Annotated in this window: 15 protein-coding genes and 1 tRNA gene; 7 read left to right on the top strand and 9 right to left on the bottom strand. The window is 36.1% G+C overall.

Annotation, left to right across the window (positions count from 1 at the left end; translation table 11 throughout):
- Nucleotides 1-163: 163 nt before the first annotated feature.
- From AC13DP_RS19885 to AC13DP_RS19905, 5 genes are all read right to left on the bottom strand, one after another.
- Entirely contained in the window at nt 164-1,177 is a 1,014-nt protein-coding gene (locus tag AC13DP_RS19885; RefSeq protein ID WP_483068349.1) for a formimidoylglutamase, read from the bottom strand.
- Nucleotides 1,177-2,415: an imidazolonepropionase gene (gene hutI / locus AC13DP_RS19890; RefSeq protein WP_483068350.1), complete on the bottom strand. Its 1,239-nt coding sequence runs from the start codon at nt 2,413-2,415 to the stop codon at nt 1,177-1,179. Before hutI ends, AC13DP_RS19885 begins: the two co-directional genes overlap by 1 nt.
- 47 nt (nt 2,416-2,462) lie before the next feature.
- The gene (locus AC13DP_RS19895; RefSeq protein WP_013071133.1) at nt 2,463-2,840 is read right to left on the bottom strand and encodes a PH domain-containing protein; all 378 of its coding nucleotides are present in this window, start codon (nt 2,838-2,840) and stop codon (nt 2,463-2,465) included.
- A 129-nt stretch (nt 2,841-2,969) separates the two neighbouring features.
- Complete coding sequence (locus tag AC13DP_RS19900) at nt 2,970-4,022, bottom strand: NAD(P)-dependent alcohol dehydrogenase (RefSeq protein ID WP_013071134.1); 1,053 nt, start codon at nt 4,020-4,022, stop codon at nt 2,970-2,972.
- 108 nt (nt 4,023-4,130) lie between these two features.
- The gene (locus AC13DP_RS19905; RefSeq protein WP_483068351.1) at nt 4,131-5,870 is read right to left on the bottom strand and encodes a thiamine pyrophosphate-dependent enzyme; all 1,740 of its coding nucleotides are present in this window, start codon (nt 5,868-5,870) and stop codon (nt 4,131-4,133) included.
- A gap of 235 nt (nt 5,871-6,105) precedes the next feature.
- On the opposite strand from AC13DP_RS19905, the gene AC13DP_RS19910 reads away from it, so the two are divergent.
- The 7 genes from AC13DP_RS19910 to lgt all read left to right on the top strand — a co-directional run bounded on the left by AC13DP_RS19910 (nt 6,106) and on the right by lgt (nt 11,086).
- Entirely contained in the window at nt 6,106-7,263 is a 1,158-nt protein-coding gene (locus AC13DP_RS19910) for a trans-sulfuration enzyme family protein (RefSeq protein ID WP_483068352.1), read from the top strand.
- Between the two features lie 48 nt (nt 7,264-7,311).
- Complete coding sequence (bshB1, locus tag AC13DP_RS19915) at nt 7,312-8,028, top strand: bacillithiol biosynthesis deacetylase BshB1 (protein ID WP_041578784.1); 717 nt, start codon at nt 7,312-7,314, stop codon at nt 8,026-8,028.
- Between the two features lie 61 nt (nt 8,029-8,089).
- Nucleotides 8,090-8,165, top strand: a tRNA-His gene (locus tag AC13DP_RS19920).
- 124 nt (nt 8,166-8,289) lie between these two features.
- Entirely contained in the window at nt 8,290-8,550 is a 261-nt protein-coding gene (locus tag AC13DP_RS19925; protein WP_013071138.1) for a hypothetical protein, read from the top strand.
- A gap of 380 nt (nt 8,551-8,930) precedes the next feature.
- A complete protein-coding gene (locus tag AC13DP_RS19930) occupies nt 8,931-9,389 on the top strand; it encodes a hypothetical protein (protein ID WP_483068353.1) in 459 nt (152 codons plus the stop codon).
- A 64-nt stretch (nt 9,390-9,453) separates the two neighbouring features.
- Complete coding sequence (gene mazG / locus AC13DP_RS19935) at nt 9,454-10,227, top strand: nucleoside triphosphate pyrophosphohydrolase (protein WP_272958204.1); 774 nt, start codon at nt 9,454-9,456, stop codon at nt 10,225-10,227.
- 28 nt (nt 10,228-10,255) lie between these two features.
- Nucleotides 10,256-11,086, top strand: coding sequence for a prolipoprotein diacylglyceryl transferase (lgt, locus tag AC13DP_RS19940; protein WP_347406822.1), 831 nt, complete (start codon nt 10,256-10,258; stop codon nt 11,084-11,086).
- Between the two features lie 284 nt (nt 11,087-11,370).
- Here the strand turns inward: lgt and AC13DP_RS19945 are convergent, their stop codons facing one another.
- From AC13DP_RS19945 to AC13DP_RS19960, 4 genes are all read right to left on the bottom strand, one after another.
- A complete protein-coding gene (locus tag AC13DP_RS19945; protein WP_483068354.1) occupies nt 11,371-13,461 on the bottom strand; it encodes a DUF349 domain-containing protein in 2,091 nt (696 codons plus the stop codon).
- Nucleotides 13,462-13,577: 116 nt separating this feature from the next.
- Complete coding sequence (locus AC13DP_RS19950) at nt 13,578-14,309, bottom strand: shikimate dehydrogenase family protein (RefSeq protein ID WP_272958368.1); 732 nt, start codon at nt 14,307-14,309, stop codon at nt 13,578-13,580.
- A gap of 61 nt (nt 14,310-14,370) precedes the next feature.
- On the bottom strand, nt 14,371-15,408 hold the full coding sequence (locus AC13DP_RS19955) for a DUF368 domain-containing protein (RefSeq protein WP_483068355.1): 1,038 nt from the start codon (nt 15,406-15,408) through the stop codon (nt 14,371-14,373).
- A complete protein-coding gene (locus AC13DP_RS19960; protein ID WP_041578787.1) occupies nt 15,395-16,333 on the bottom strand; it encodes a DUF368 domain-containing protein in 939 nt (312 codons plus the stop codon). The genes AC13DP_RS19955 and AC13DP_RS19960 overlap by 14 nt, the downstream gene beginning before the upstream one ends.
- Nucleotides 16,334-16,364 lie beyond the last annotated feature (31 nt).

Genomic DNA, 16,364 nt, shown 5'->3' on the forward strand with positions numbered 1-16,364 from the left:
ATGCTTTCCAGAACATAACGATCGCCAATTTCACTAGTCAAGATGAGTTGATCATTTTTTAAAATGAATGTCTATCAGCATTAAGAATTAAAGACCAGTTAAATTCAATGATCCAAATATGTTGGTTAGAAAAATGTAACTGTATGAAACCCTTATTTAGGAATTAAATCTCTTTAATTTTTTCTTCAGAAATAAAATCACAAACCAGGTAGCTTAAGGCTTTGCCTACCTGTCCAAGGTTTTCTTTGGAAGGCGCCGCTTCGCATAAGTGCAGATACTGACAATTGCTGAAATTATAGGTTTTAAGAAAGTTTCTTATTTCTTCCAGCTTAATTCCCGAAGGTGTTTGTGCACTGCTCGGGAAATCTTTAATACTGTCACAATCAATCTCTAGTCCGCTTTGAGATTGGAAAACAAAATCTGCAGCTGATTTTAGTGATTTTTGAACGAATTTTGAATCTTTTCCCATTAAATATTCAAACAACTGAAATTGGATGTTTTTATCAGATTTTATTTCTTCAAAAATATATTGAGGCGTGTAATTTTGGTGCAAACCGAAAATAAAATAGCGGTTTAGAAAACCTTCAGATTTAGCAAAACTGAATCCATTACCGCTATGCCGGTGTTCCAGTTTTCGTAAATCGGTATGCGCGTCGATATTCAATACATTTATAGCAGATTTTAGAGCTTTAGAAGCTCCTTTTATATTTCCGTAGGCATTATTATGACCGCCGCCTATGATGATCGGGATTTTTCCGGAGGCAACAATGATTTCGATCACTTCTGAAATCCTATGATCTATTTCTTCAACCAGTTTACCCAAATTTGTGAAATAATCAGGACTATTTTTATCCAAATTTGATGCTTTTTCCATCAAATCTTTTACGGTTAATTCACCTAAAATCGCAATGTTTGAAGGATAGGTATACTCGTTTACCTGAATATTTAAAAATGAATTTAGAAAAGCTTCCCAGGTTTTAGAAGTCCCGGGTTTACCATGGTTGGCGCGAACGCCAATATCTTCAGGAATTCCTAGTAGAATATACGTTTGTTTTAGATTCGATAATTCAAATACATTTTTTACAAAACCTATTTTTTCTCCGAATTTGGTTTCTCCAGGTCTACCCGAAATTTTATGCTGAATGTCATCAAAATTATAAAACTTAACCTGTAGCATTAGTCAATTGCTTTTCCGTTGATGTAAACCGTATCGATATTATTACTTCCAAAGGCATAAGGAAGAAACGTGTAGGACGGAATTTTTTTTGTCATAATCAAATTCGCTTTTTTTCCTTTGGTGATGCTTCCAACAACGTCGCTAAGTTCCATAGCGTAGGCACCGTTTATAGTTGCTGCGTTGATGGCCTCTTCTGGAGTCATTTTCATTTTTATACAAGCCAGGGAAAGTACCAGGTTCATATTTCCGCTAGGGGTGCTGCCGGGATTAAAATCTGTTGCCAAAGCGATGGGTAATTGGGCATCCAAAATTTTTCGTGCAGGGGTGAAAGGAATACTTAGAAAAAGTGAGCAGGAGGGAAGCGCCACCGGCATGGTTTCAGTATTTTTTAGGCTCTCTATATCTTCATTCGTCATCACTTCTAAATGATCTACGCTTAAGGCTTGATGTTCAACTCCCGCTTTAATTCCTCCAATAGCATGAAACTGGTTGACATGTATTTTGGGTTTCATGCCATACTTCTTGGCAGCACTTAAAAGTTTATGGGTGTCCTCGACAGAGAAATAACCTTTTTCACAAAAAATATCGATATACTCTGCTAAATTTTGATTGGCAACTTTGGGCAAAATTTCATTAATCACCAAGTCCATATATTTTTCGGGATCACTTTGGTATTCAGTAGGAATCGCATGTGCACCAAGAAATGTCGATTTTATCGGGATATCATAATGTTGCTGAAGTTTTTTAATGACGCGTAGCATTTTTAATTCGCCCTCTTCGGTTAAGCCATAACCCGATTTGATTTCTACCGCACCCGTACCTAGTTTCATGACTTCTTCTAATCGGGCAGCCGATTGTAGATACACTTCATCTTCTGGAGTTTCCTGTAATGTTTTAGCGCTATTCAATATTCCGCCACCACGATTCGCAATTTCCTCATAAGATAATCCATTTATACGATCTGCAAACTCTAATTCACGGTTACCGGCATATACAATGTGGGTATGAGAGTCGCACCAAGCGGGTAGAATAAGTTTTCCCGAGGCATCAATAATTTTAGCCGTATTGTTTTCAGGAAAACTTTCCATACTCCCAAAATCAACAATTTTATCATCTTCAATAAGTAGCCAGGCATCTTTAATAGATGGTAGTTCTTTCATTTCCAGGCCATCAACTTTTTTAATTTCAGGATCACGAATTTGTATTAATTCCTTGATATTTTTGAAAAGGGTTTTCATTGATGTATCGTTTAAAGCGAAAATAAAAAGATTATGAAGAAATCAAATTATAGTACGAAAGAGGCTAATATCTTCTGAACTTCATAAATATCGACGCTTTTATTAAAACGTTTGCTTATCGATGGTTGCTGCTCTCCAGAAATCCAGATCTTAAGCTCGGCATCAAGATCAAAACTACCCGCGGTTTCCACACTAAATCTAGAAATACTCTTGTAAGTAGCAGAAAAGTATTCTATTTTTCTGCCGGTTAATCCCTGTATATCTACAAGAATTAATCGTTTATTGGTGAAAATAAAAGTATCTCGAATTAGCTGAAAACCTGCTTCAATATTTTCAGATGGAATTAATAATTTATGATATTTCTCCTGTAATTGTTCTTTACTTATTGCTCCTGCATTTCCTAATAATGATGAAAATAGACTCATGATTTTTTGAATTTAATGAATAAAAAAGCTGCCGTTAAGTTACAAATCCGTAGAGTATAACTTAAAAGCAGCCTTAATAAATATTTGTTATAATTTATCGAATATTGATTCGATGTAGAGAAGCTTTCATTAATTTTTAAGCGATTGCATATCGATTACAAAACGGTATTTCACATCGTTACTGGTCACGCGATCGTAAGCTTCATTAATATTTTGCATGTTGATCATCTCTATATCTGAAACAATATTATGTTCGCCACAAAAATCTAACATCTCCTGCGTTTCTCTGATACCACCAATAAGCGATCCGGCCAGGCTTTTTCTTCCCATTATTAATCCACCTCCGTGAAATTCCAGTGGTTCTATTGCTCCAACCATCACCATGGTAGCATCTCTTTTTAATAAACCAATGTATGGGTTTAAGTCGTGTTTTACGGGAACGGTATTTAGAAGAAAGTCAAAACTTCCTGCATTTTCTGCCATTTGTTTTTCATCTTTGGAAATTAAGACCTCATCTGCTCCTAATTTCTTCGCGTCTTCGCTCTTACCGGGAGACGTCGTAATCATGACCACTTTAGCACCTAAAGCATGCGCAAACTTAATTCCCATATGTCCAAGACCACCAAGACCAATGACCCCAACTTTATCACCCTTTTTCACATTCCAATTTCTTAAAGGTGACCATGTAGTAATCCCCGCGCATAAAAGTGGTGCAACTGCTTTGGTATCTAAATTTTCAGGAACATTAAGAACAAATTTTTGATCGACTACAATTTTCTCTGAATATCCACCAAAAGTATGCCCACCAAGATGTTTATCTTTTCCGTTATAAGTACCTACCATACCGTTCTCGCAGTACTGCTCTAAGCCTTCTTTACAAGATTCGCATTGCTGGCAGGAATCTACCATACAACCAACGCCTACAAGCTGCCCTTCTTTAAATTTCGATACGTTTTCACCAACACTTACCACTTTACCTATAATTTCATGTCCAGGGATAACGGGGTATTTAGAACCACCCCAGTCATTTCTTACGGTATGGATATCACTATGGCATACGCCACAATATAAAATATCGATTTCAACATCTTCTGCAAGTGTTTCGCGACGATTGATTTGAAGTTGCTCTAAATCTGATTTTTCAGTTTTAGCGCCAAACGCTTTTACTTCTGTACTTTTCATATATTCACTTTTTTGACAAAATAGCTGAATTGAAACGCAATTAAATCGCGCACGTTATGTTTAACTCGTTTTTAACTGCGTTTCTTAACCTGGATCAATTTTTTAGATCTAAAATATTTCTTTGAGATATTTCATGTCTGATTTTGCGGTATCGATCACTTCAGCTGTTCTTCCGTTCAGCATCATTTTACCCATTGTTTTTGCAAAACCTTTAATTTGTTCAAAGTTAATTTCGGGTGGCATAGCAAGAGCATCGGGATCGGTAAAAATATTTACAACTGCGGGCCCGTCATGGTCAAATGCTTCCTGTAATGCCTGTTTTATGTTTTTAGGATCTTCAACTACCCAACTATGAATATTCATGGCTTTAGCAATCAAGGCAAAATCGGGATTCACCATATCTGTTTGCCATTCTGGATAACCTTCCACCTGCATTTCTAATTTTACCATTCCCAGGGAACTGTTATTGAAAATGATGATTTTTGCCGGAATTTTATATTGGCTAATTGTCATTAGATCGCCTAAAAGCATGGAGATTCCTCCGTCACCACAAAGAGCAATTACCTGTCTCTCTGGATGCCCTAAGCCTGCTCCAATAGCCATGGGCATGGCATTAGCCATAGAACCGTGATTAAATGAACCGGTTAAATATCTATTTTTCTTTCCTTTTAAATATCTGGCGGCCCAAACAGCACTCATTCCGGTGTCTACCGTAAATATAGCATCGTCACTTGCTATCTCATCAATTACCGAAGCAACATATTCTGGATGAATTTTCTTAGCATCACCTTTGTCTTTTACATAACTACAGTACTTTTCTTCTACCTCTTGATGAAGCGCTCTCATCTCATCAAGAAAATCAGTTTCTGTTTTGGTTTCTAAAAGAGGTAGAAGTGCTTCTAAAGTATCTTTTATTTTGCCATGGTAACCAAAATTTACTTTCGCACGACGACCAATACGTTCTGGCTTTTCGTCTATTTGTATAATTGTATTTTTTTCGGGGAGAAAATTAGTGTAAGGAAAATCTGTTCCTAAAAGGACCAGGGCATCAGCTTCATGCATGGCTTTAAAGCCCGACTTGGTTCCTAGTAAACCGTTTAGTCCAACCGCATAGGGATTATTTTCTTTATCGAAATATATTTTTCCGCGAAAACTAAAGCCCATAGGAGCATTTAGTTTCTTAGCTAACTGCATAACTTCATCTTGAGCATCTTTGCAGCCGTGACCACAATAAAGCATCACTTTTTTGTTTTCATTGATCACCCGGGCCAGTGTTTTCATTTCCTGATCACCTGGTTGTAATTTAGAGCTGGTAAAGTAGTTTTGTTCTGAAGTAGAAATATGGGTGGCATCTGCAGAAGCTACATCGCCCGGCAATCCAACAACACCTACACCTTTTTGATGTATGGCATGCTGAATTGCACTTTGGAAACCATGTGCGGCCTGGGCCGGGGTATTAGCCATAAAGCAGTATTTGCTGCAGTCATCAAATAATTTAGTTACATTAGTTTCCTGGAAATTTTCTGTACCTAGTTTATCCGTTTCTACGGTAGAAGCTATTGCAATCACAGGATTTCCTGCACGATTGGCATCATAAAGTCCGTTTACCAGATGAACGTGTCCCGGGCCACTACTACCCATACAACATCCAATTCCGTCTAATTCAGCATCCATTGATGCTGCGTAAGCACCAGCTTCTTCGTGCCGTACATGAATCCACTGTAACCTGCCATCACGTCTTACGGCGTCGTTAACAGGATTTAGACTGTCACCGGTAACTGCATAAACACGTTTTACACCAGCTTCAACAAGCATTGTAACCAAAAGATCTGCAACTTTTCTTCCCATAATTTTATGTTTTTTTTAAGTAGTTTAAAGATAATGCTAAAGCATTGATTTTGCTGTTAAATCAGTAATAAAGCGCTAATTAAATTTCCAAATGATTTTATAAAATTTTAAGGGTTTTAAGTGCTAATTCGATTTCGAATAAAGTTTTCTTTAAGACTTCGCAGCAGAAAGGGTTTTAATCTATAGTATTTAAAAGCTGAAGTTCTTAAATTAGTCGCACTAAATAAAAAGCTTGATGGATAAAAAATATAAAGGCATTAATACCATTTGTACACATGCCGGAGAACTGGAAGATACAAAATTTAAAGGAGCAGTTTCACCGTTATATATGGCTACTTCTTATGCATTCGAAGAGGTAGAAGTTAAACGCTATCCAAGATATTTTAATACCCCAAATCAGGTAGCTTTAGCAAAAAAGATGGCGGCATTGGAACATGGCGAGGCCGCACTTATTTTTGGGAGTGGAATGGCAGCGGTAAGTACTGCGCTGCTTTCTCATGTTCAGTCTGGTGATCATGTAGTCTTTCAAAATACATTATATGGAGGAACAAGTAATTTGATTACAGAGGAATTCGATAAATTTAAAATAGAATATAGCTTTACAAAAGATGCAAGTCCAGCGGCGTTTGAGGCTGAAATTAGAGAAAATACCAAGGTAGTTTATATCGAAACACCGTCAAACCCGTTACTTACCATTACCGATGTGAGCGCTGTTGCCCAATTGGCAAAAAAGAAAGGCCTGGTAAGCATGATCGATAATACCTTTGCCTCCCCGGTAAATCAAAATCCAATAGATTTAGGCATCGACATCGTAATTCATTCGGCCACCAAATATATGGGAGGACATAGTGATATTCTTGCCGGAGTGGTAATTTCTTCTGAAGATAAAATTAATACAGTATTCCAGATGGCCAAAAATCTGGGCGGAAATTTAAGTGATTATACGGTTTGGCTTTTAGAGCGCAGTTTAAAGACGATGGGGCTAAGGGTAAAAGCGCAAAACGAAAATGCACAGGTCCTTGCCGAATATCTATATGCAAATAATAAGGTAGCCAAAGTATATTATCCGGGTTTAACATCGCATCCTGAACATGAACTGGCAAAAGCTCAGATGAAAGGTTTTGGGGGAATGCTGTCTTTTGAACTTATAGAAGGTTTAAACGCCGACGAATTTCAGAAAAAATTACAATTGATAAAATCTTCGATGAGTTTAGCGGGAGTAGAAAGTACTATTCTTTCTCCATCAAAAACTTCTCATGGTTTGTTAACTCCTGAAGAGAGAGCAAAGCAAGGCATCAAAGACGGATTGTTAAGATTTTCTGTGGGAATAGAAGAACCAGAAGATTTGATAGCAGATATAGAGCAGGCTTTAAAAGCTATGAGTGAAAATTAAAAATAATTGGGGGAATACCCCAATTGCAATATTTGAAATAGAAAAATGATGAAGTTAGATATTTTGGCCGTGGGAGCACATCCAGATGATGTAGAATTAAGTTGTTCTGCCACTTTGGCCAAAGAGATAGATCGTGGTAAGAAAGTAGGGATTTTAGATTTAACACGTGGAGAATTAGGCACACGGGGCACTGCAGAAATAAGGGATAAGGAAGCTATCGATGCTGCTAAAATTTTAGGAGTGCATGTTCGCGAAAACCTAAGTTTTGCCGATGGATTTTTTACAAATGATAAAGAACACCAATTAGAAATTATAAAGATTCTACGAAAATATAAACCAGAGATCGTTTTTTGTAACGCGATAGACGATCGGCATATAGATCATGGTCGAGGTTCTAAACTGGTAAGTGATGCCTGTTTTTTAAGTGGATTACGCCGAATTGAAACTTCTAAAGACGGTTTAAAGCAGGAGGCATGGAGACCAAAACAGGTTTTTCACTATATCCAGTGGAAAAATATAGAACCAGATGTGGTGGTAGATGTGACCGGATATATGGATAAAAAGATGGAATCTGTAAAAGCTTATCAAAGTCAGTTTTACGATCCTGATAGCGAAGAGCCCAAAACACCCATCTCCAGCAATAACTTTTTTGACAGTATAATTTATAGAGCACGAGATTTGGGCCGAATTATCAATACCGAATACGCTGAAGGTTATACTGTAGAACGCTATGTAGCAGTGAATTCGATATTTGATTTAATTTAATTGGAATTTTTTCTTTGTGGAATTGTTTAAATAGTTTACATTTGCAACCGCAATTTGAAATGGTGGATGTAGCTCAGTTGGTTAGAGCGCTGGATTGTGGTTCCAGAGGTCGCCGGTTCGAACCCGGTCTTCCACCCTTATTTGTGAAACCCTGCTTTTTTAAGCAGGGTTTTTTGTTGTAGCCAATTTCCTAAAATTTTATTTCCCGGTTTTTAATCAAACTATTATTTTTTTAAATTTAGCTTCTCTAAGCAACCATAGATGATAACTAAAAATAAGATTAGGCGTATAGAAAATTTTCTTGCTGCTCATGAAAAAGTAAAGGCAAAACTTGAGTTTTCTTTTCCGTTGCCAAAATATGAAAGTCTTGTTATTATTTTAAATAGTTATGCCGAGTTAGAATTATTTTCTGGTTATTTTGAAGATTTTGACTTACCTACGGAAGAAGAATATGAAGAGATGTGTAATTCTAATAATTATTCGGTTTCTGCTTACCCTAAATTTAATCTTTATGCAATTTAGATAGGTGAATATGGGGAAAATCACCCTATTTTGTAAAAAATACGGTTTCAGATATAATAATATTTATATTTAGCGGTTATCAATATAACTTTTAATGGTATGCGGAGCTACCGCACTTCATTTAAAAAGTTGTTTATAGCCACAAGAAGGATGATGCGAAGGCATCATCCTTCTTATTTTAATCGATATCTAGATTAAATGCTACAGTTCTATCTCAATAATTATGGGAATCATGATGTCTTGAAATTAAAAATAACTATTTAGAACCCTTATGGTCTTGCCTTAAGGTAGTTTACGATTGTTTTCTATTCTTCATTGAGTTCATAAATTGCTTACGCAACCTTTTTTGGTTTTTAGGATCTAATTAAAAACCTTTATACATGACAAAATATATCCTAGTATTTGCAGTATGCCTGCTTAGCCTTTATGCCTGTGACAATAATGAAGATGAGATAGAAAGTTTGCCTTTAGTAGCGATAAACAGCGATGCATTAGTTGGAGAGTGGAAACTTGTAGAATCTAAAGTGAGCTCGGGCGGACAAGTATCATGGTCGCCGGTATTACAAAGTTATACCATAAAATTTTTAGCTGATGCTACTTTTATAAAAAATGACGGTAATTGTGAAAGAGGGACTTATCGTGTTGTAGCACATCCAGAATATGAGGCTAAGCTAATGATAGAACTTACTTATTCTTGTGATCTGGATCAGGCCATTTATCCCGATAATAAATCCTATTGGGGCGTAGAGGCTTTAAATGATAGTTATTTGGTTTATCATCCTACTTATAAAGGACCAATATGTACAGAAGGCTGTTCTTATAAATTTAAGAAACAATAAATTAAGGAAATCTCTCTAGTCTTCCTAAAGCTAATATCGTATTTTGGTCTTTTAAAAAGATCATATGAATTCCAGAGAAGAGCAGCTAAAAGCTTTTGATAGATTACTAACTATAATGGATGAACTTAGGGAAGAATGTCCCTGGGATCGTAAACAAACCATGGAAAGTTTGCGACCTCTTACCATAGAAGAAACCTATGAACTTGGTGACGCTATTTTAGATAAAGATATAGAAGAGGTTAGAAAAGAGTTAGGGGATTTGTTGTTGCATCTTGTTTTTTATGCGAAAATAGGAAGCGAAAGTAATGATTTTGATATTGCTGATGTTGCGAATGGAATTTGTGAAAAGCTGATTTCAAGACATCCCCATATTTATGGGGACGTAAAAATTGAAAACGAAGAAGACGTAAAAAAGAATTGGGAAAACCTGAAACTAAATGAAGGGAAGAAAAGTGTTTTAGAAGGGGTTCCAGGATCTTTACCGGCCCTGGTAAAGGCCAGTAGAATACAGGATAAAGTGGCAGGTGTGGGATTTGATTGGGAAGAACCGCAACAGGTGTTTGAAAAGTTAGAGGAAGAGTTACGTGAACTTCAGGAGGAAGTAAATATGGCTGATAAGGATAAAATGGAGGCTGAATTTGGAGATGTTATGTTCTCTATGATCAATTATGCCCGTTTTCTTAAAATTAATCCCGAAAATGCCTTAGAACGAACTAATAAAAAATTTATAGCCCGTTTTAAATATCTTGAACAAAAGGCTGCTGAAAAAAATATAGCTTTAAAAGATATGACGCTTGCTGAAATGGATGTCTATTGGAATGAAGCTAAGAAATTATAGGGATAGTTGATAACAATTGTAAATAATCATGAATGATAATGTTTTTTATTGGGATATAGATCCGGTTTTGTTTTGGATTACAGATACTTTTCCATTAAAATATTATGGTCTCTTGTTTGTAACCGGCCTTATGCTAGGTTATCTAATAGTAAGAAGTATTTACAAAAAAGAGCATATTCCTATAGAAGACCTCGATAGTTTATTATCCTATATTATATTGGGAACGGTAATAGGAGCAAGATTAGGCCATTGTTTATTTTATCAGCCAGAATATTTCTTTTCACATCCTTTAGAGATCTTCTTACCTATTCAAAGGATTGAAGGAAGTTATCAATTTGTGGGATACCAGGGATTGGCAAGTCATGGTGGTGCTTTAGGTGTTTTTATAGCCATTATGTTGTACTGTAGAAAATATAAAGTAAAGCTATTATGGGTACTGGACAAAGTAGCTTTAGGAACACCAGTAACAGGTGCTTTTATCCGTTTTGGTAATTTTATGAATTCTGAAATTTATGGAAAACCTACTAATGGCGATTGGGGAGTAGTATTTGTTAGAGATGATATGATTCCCAGGCATCCAACACAGCTTTATGAAGCTATTGCCTATTTATTGATCTTTGGGATTTTATTCTATCTATACCCCAAAATGAAAGGTAAAAATGGTCAAATTTTTGGGCTATTCTTAGTTTTATTATTCTTAAGCCGATTTTTTATTGAATTTTTTAAAGAAAATCAGGTAGCATTTGAGAGTGAAATGACTTTAAATATGGGGCAGTGGTTAAGCATTCCATTTATTGTTGTTGGCTTTTTCATTATCTTTTTTTTAAATAAAAGGAAAGCTAACCTACAAATGTTTTAATCTTTTATTGGAAGTTTAAGTAATCTATAAAGAATCTCATTGGTCCAGGATTATAAAAAGTTTTTTCTAGTAATAACGCCAGGCTTGCTTTAAGCTTCTAAGTTTTTGTACTTAAATAAACTAATCTATCCTATAGGTATTGCATTATTAGAAGATTATTTTTATTTCGATACCTCTCGATTGTAATCTGGACAGTATTGGCACAATTCATTTTGCTTGTCGATTACAATAAAAAAACCGCCAGAAGGAATAGCTGACGGTTTTTTATTGCATTTTAACCAGAACTAGTAAAGTGATTTTACTTTCTTCAGTTTTTCTCGCCAAACTTTTAGTTGGGCTTTGTGATCTTCAATATTTTTGTGTACTTCCTGTACCAGTGGATTATCATCGTTTACATTAGAGAAGAACTGTAAGTTGTTTTCTAACTGCCTAATTTCAGCCTGTGTTTCTTCGATCTTCTTAGAAAGAAAAAAGTGTTCATTCCTAATCTTATGATCATCATCGGCATCATTAAGTGCCTGGATTTTATTTTCATATTTCAGCATTTCTGCTTTTGTACGATTAACATCAAGTTTTTTGAATAGTTGATCCAGAGTCTTATTAAATTTTCCCTCAATAAATCGTTTATTAAAGGGTACCCTACCCAGGGTCTTCCATTCGGCAATAAAAGATTTAATGGTTTTAAGATCTTCTTCTTTATCACCGGAATGTTCGAAAGAGCGGATTTTATCAAGAAGCTCTTTTTTGTTACCAAAAGCTTCCATCTCTTCTTTATTCTCTTCACTTCGATTTTCGTGCAAGCGTTCAAAATAATAGTTACAGGCAGCTTTAAATTGTTTCCACACCTTATCACTATCCTTTCTTGGTACGTGCCCGATATTTTTCCAATCAGACTGGATTTTTTTCATCAAAGGTGTGATGGTTTTAAAATCATCACTATCCTTATTATCTTCAGCAATCTGGATCAGTTCTTTTTTCTTTTCCAGATTATCGTATTGCTGTTTTTTAAGATTCTTGTAAAATGAATTTTTCTTACGGTTAAAACGTCTTACCGTTTCTTTAAAATCAGCCCAGGTTTCTTCGTTTTTACTTTTTGGTACTTTACCGGCTTTAAAGAATTCTTCACGTAGAGCTTCAATTTCTTTAATCTTTTGCTGCCATTTATTATGACTGCTAAAATCCTGATCAGCTATTTCCCGAATCTTTTCGATAATTTGCTGCTTCTTTTCCCAGTTTTTTTCAAATTCTTTATCCAGGTTTTCGAAATATTCCTGGCGGCGATCATGGATAACTTTCGTAGCATTGCTAAAACGTTCCCAAATTTCTTCACGATAATCCTTGGCTACAGGTCCCAACTCTTCTTTCCACATCTTATGTAGCATCTGTAGCTCTCTAAAGGCACGATTAGTGTCCTCTTCCTGTGCTAGTTCTTCAGCACGATCAATAACCTTAAGCTTTTGATCTAAATTATGCTTAAAGTCCATATCCCTAAATTCACGATTTAAGTGAAGAAAATCATAGAAATTCTCTACGTGATGGTGATAAGTATTCCATACATTGTTGTACTTATCGCGAGGGATTGGTCCTGCCGTGCGCCATTTATCCTGAATGTCTTTAAAGTGATTATAAGTGGTATTGATGTTTTCCTCCACATCAAGTAACCCCTTTAATTCTTCAATAATTTCAAGACGTTTATTAAGATTTGCGTTAAGATCCTGCTTTAATTGCTGATAATATTTATTTCGTTTTTCGCGATAATCGAAATACAGCGAATTAAAACGGTTTTTAAGAGGAGTAGAGTAATGGAAGTCGATGATATTACCGCCGTCGGCAAGAAAATCTTCTTTCTTTTCCTCTAACTCCTCATCGAATTTAGCGTTGAATTCTGTTCGAATTTCGATGACATGTTCTTTAATTGCCTGTATTTTCTCATTTTTGAGCAATCGCTCTAACTCATCGGTTAGTTGCTCTTTGCTCATCGAATGATAGTCTTTTTTAGGGATAGTGTGGCGCTCTGTGGCGCTTTCATCTTCGCTATCCTCGGCAAGCGAATCATCTACACCTTTCTTATGCTCGTCGATAATGGCCTCTTCATGATCATCATCATCATCATCTTCGATATTGATGTCCTCAGCCTTGGCTTTTTTATGATCTTCGGTATCCTGAACAAAAGTAGATTCGGCTACCATAGCCTCTTCAAGCTCGTTAGTTGTAGCTTTTGGATGCTCAACCTCTTCCGAAAAAGATTCTTCTACCTTCTTTTCTTCTGTTGTACTTTCTGAAGTGGTCTCCTGTTGCTGACTGTTTTGAGTAGTCTCAGGAGTCTCTGTTTTGGAAAGTTCTTCTTTCTTGTTTTCGTTATCTGATTGAGACATATCTTTCAATGTTAAAGTTCTGAGTGTTATTAAAGCTGAAAGATAACAACTACACGAAAATTGGGCAAGCAAACCAAATCTTTTATGAAAAAATAAGAATGAAAATCCTCAAATTTTTAAGAATTCCATATTGCCCAGGCTGCTTCGGCTTGTAATTCGAGCATTTTATGCCCGTTTACCGCGACAGCCCCATGGTTCTTACTGTTACTCATAAATTTTGTTTCCGCCGGATTATAAATCAAATCGAAAACAAGATGATTCTTAGTCATAAACCTATACGGAATTTCAGGACAGTGATCAACGTTTGGAAATGTTCCCAGGGGGGTGGTATTAATGATCAAAGAATATTTTAGGATAATCTCTTCATTTAACTCTGAATAGGCATATTGCTCCTTACGAGGTGATCTGGAAACGAACTTGTATGAAATCCCCATGGTTTTTAAAGCATAGGCTACGGCTTTAGAAGCACCGCCGGTTCCCAAAATCAGTGCATGGGTGTGTTGCGGTCTAAGATGAGGTTTTAGAGAATCCCGAAAACCTATAAAATCGGTATTATGACCAATTAGTTTTCCGCCGTTTTCAAACTTGATTACATTTACAGCATCAATTTCCTCAGCATCTTCAGAAAGATCGTCTAAAAATTTCATTACTTCCAGTTTATAAGGGATGGTAACATTCATTCCGGCAAGCGCAGGATTTTTAGTGATTATCATTGGGAAATCTGTGATTTCTGGAATATCAAAATTGACATATTCGGCGTTAATTTTTTCATTTTCAAATTTATCGTTGAAATATTTTCTTGAAAATGAGTATGCTATGTTTTTTCCTAAAAGTCCGAATTTCTTCATTTTTTGGTCTCTTTTTGAATATTTATTCCATGAATTTCCCTCAAAAAACTTTTTTAAGTTCTTATTTTGGATCTCTGGCGATCTTCTTTGCGTGTGCTCTTTTCTCGTAAAGGGCAAGCCCCAAAACAATAAAAATGCCCACCAAAATAAAAAATATGGCTAAATAGGTTTCACCACTTGTAAAGTCTGGAAAAAATCTATTATAATTATCTATAACCTTTTCACCGTGACTATCCATTAAAAAATTACCAGCTTCATCAGTCTTATAGGTTTTGATTTTCCAGGGCCAAACTACGCCCAACGAACCTGTAATAAAACCAATGATAGTTGCAAAAGTATCTTTTTTATAATGCTTTAATACAAATCCGAGTAAGTGGGAAAGGGAAACCAGACCTGCCAGTGATCCCAACGCGAAAATGATCATAACCTGTAGCAAATGCATCCTGGATTCGTTGGTAGTAAAACTAAAGTCCAAACTAAGAATATCGGCTAAGGTATCATATAATGCATTCACAGAATCTACCAATAACAACACATAATTTCCCAGTAAAATAAGGATAAAAGAACCACTTAATCCTGGTAATGTCATCCCGGATACACCAATCATACCGCAAAAAAAGACAAACCATAAATTGTCGTTTTCCCGTGCAGGTTCTAACATACTAATAGCAACGCCAAAAGCAATTCCTAAAGTTACAAAGAGAATACTGCGTCGGCTCCATTCATCAAAATCTTTACTGATGTAATAGATCGATCCAATAATCATCCCAAAAAAAGCAGACCAAACATAAAGTTCGTAATGAACTATTAGATAATCCAGAATTTTGGAAACACTGAAGTAACTAATAAGCATCCCCAAAATAAGTAAGCCTAAAAACTTCCCGTTTACATAATGGTACAGACTGCGAAAACGACCGGCAATTAAAAGTTTACCTGCCTTAATATTTATCTTTTGTAAGGAATAAATAAACTCTTCGTAAAAACCGGCAACAAAAGCTACGACACCACCAGAAACCCCGGGAACTTTATTGGCAGCTCCCATGGCTAGTCCTTTTAATATAAGGAATATTTTATCTGTGAATGTTCTAGTTTGTTGCATTAGACTCTTCGGGTTGGTTGCCTGCTAAGCTTTCCAGAAGAAAAATGAGTCCGAATCCCGCTAACATCAGAACCACTGAGAATAATAATTGAGAATCGCCCTCAAAATTCCATGGCAAGACGGAAGTCTCATTAATCACAATTTCTTTATCATCAAATCTAGCCACTTCTAATACCTTTTTCCATGGCCATATTTTATTTAGAGAACCGGCGATAAAACCGGTTAAGACCGCCAAAGTAATACTGGTATAATGTGTAAAAAGCCATTTTAAAATTTTGGAGAAGCTAAGCAATCCAAAAACAGCACCGGCACCAACTATAGCCAAGGTTTTAATATCAAAATTGTGGGCGGCTTCGGTTACCGGGCGGTAAGCACCAAGTAACACTAATATAAACGCCCCGGATATTCCCGGTAAAATCATCGCACAAACAGCAATGGCACCGGCAATAAACATGAAAAATGTACTTTTAGAACTTCCCATGGGCGGTAATGATGTTACATATAATGCTACGGCAGCTCCAAGAATTAGCGCGATAATGATTTTAAAATTCCATTTGGGGATTTGTTTGGCCACATACCAGATACTTGCCAGCACCAGTCCAAAAAAGAATGACCAGATCAAAACGGGATGATTTTGTAGCAAATAATTTGCCAATCGCATTAGCGTGAACACACTAATAAGAATTCCTAGAAAAAGGGAAACGATGAAACCGCCGTTTAATTGAAGCCACATGGCTTTAAAACCTTCATTTTTCCAGGTTTTTAAAAGAGAAAGATCTACACCGCTAATGGTAGAGATCAATTCTTCATAAATTCCTGAAATAAACGCGATCGTACCTCCCGATACTCCGGGCACAACATCGGCTGCTCCCATAGCCATACCCTTTAACGTAACGCTAAGGTATTCTCGTAAGCTTCTTTGCATATCCTAAAAATTAGATTTGCCCAAAGTTAGG

Source organism: Zunongwangia sp. L-65 (assembly GCF_056859415.1).

What these genes read in the sequence shown, in the direction of transcription:
- AC13DP_RS19955 (WP_483068355.1), bottom strand. Translation starts at nt 15,408, where the DNA reads ATGCAACAAACTAGAACATTCACAGATAAAATATTCCTTATATTAAAA.
- AC13DP_RS19960 (WP_041578787.1), bottom strand. Translation starts at nt 16,333, where the DNA reads ATGCAAAGAAGCTTACGAGAATACCTTAGCGTTACGTTAAAGGGTATG.
- lgt (WP_347406822.1), top strand. Translation starts at nt 10,256, where the DNA reads ATGAATGATAATGTTTTTTATTGGGATATAGATCCGGTTTTGTTTTGG.
- hutI (WP_483068350.1), bottom strand. Translation starts at nt 2,415, where the DNA reads ATGAAAACCCTTTTCAAAAATATCAAGGAATTAATACAAATTCGTGAT.
- bshB1 (WP_041578784.1), top strand. Translation starts at nt 7,312, where the DNA reads ATGAAGTTAGATATTTTGGCCGTGGGAGCACATCCAGATGATGTAGAA.
- AC13DP_RS19950 (WP_272958368.1), bottom strand. Translation starts at nt 14,309, where the DNA reads ATGAAGAAATTCGGACTTTTAGGAAAAAACATAGCATACTCATTTTCA.
- AC13DP_RS19930 (WP_483068353.1), top strand. Translation starts at nt 8,931, where the DNA reads ATGACAAAATATATCCTAGTATTTGCAGTATGCCTGCTTAGCCTTTAT.
- AC13DP_RS19905 (WP_483068351.1), bottom strand. Translation starts at nt 5,870, where the DNA reads ATGGGAAGAAAAGTTGCAGATCTTTTGGTTACAATGCTTGTTGAAGCT.
- mazG (WP_272958204.1), top strand. Translation starts at nt 9,454, where the DNA reads ATGAATTCCAGAGAAGAGCAGCTAAAAGCTTTTGATAGATTACTAACT.
- AC13DP_RS19900 (WP_013071134.1), bottom strand. Translation starts at nt 4,022, where the DNA reads ATGAAAAGTACAGAAGTAAAAGCGTTTGGCGCTAAAACTGAAAAATCA.
- AC13DP_RS19910 (WP_483068352.1), top strand. Translation starts at nt 6,106, where the DNA reads ATGGATAAAAAATATAAAGGCATTAATACCATTTGTACACATGCCGGA.
- AC13DP_RS19925 (WP_013071138.1), top strand. Translation starts at nt 8,290, where the DNA reads ATGATAACTAAAAATAAGATTAGGCGTATAGAAAATTTTCTTGCTGCT.
- AC13DP_RS19885 (WP_483068349.1), bottom strand. Translation starts at nt 1,177, where the DNA reads ATGCTACAGGTTAAGTTTTATAATTTTGATGACATTCAGCATAAAATT.
- AC13DP_RS19945 (WP_483068354.1), bottom strand. Translation starts at nt 13,461, where the DNA reads ATGTCTCAATCAGATAACGAAAACAAGAAAGAAGAACTTTCCAAAACA.
- AC13DP_RS19895 (WP_013071133.1), bottom strand. Translation starts at nt 2,840, where the DNA reads ATGAGTCTATTTTCATCATTATTAGGAAATGCAGGAGCAATAAGTAAA.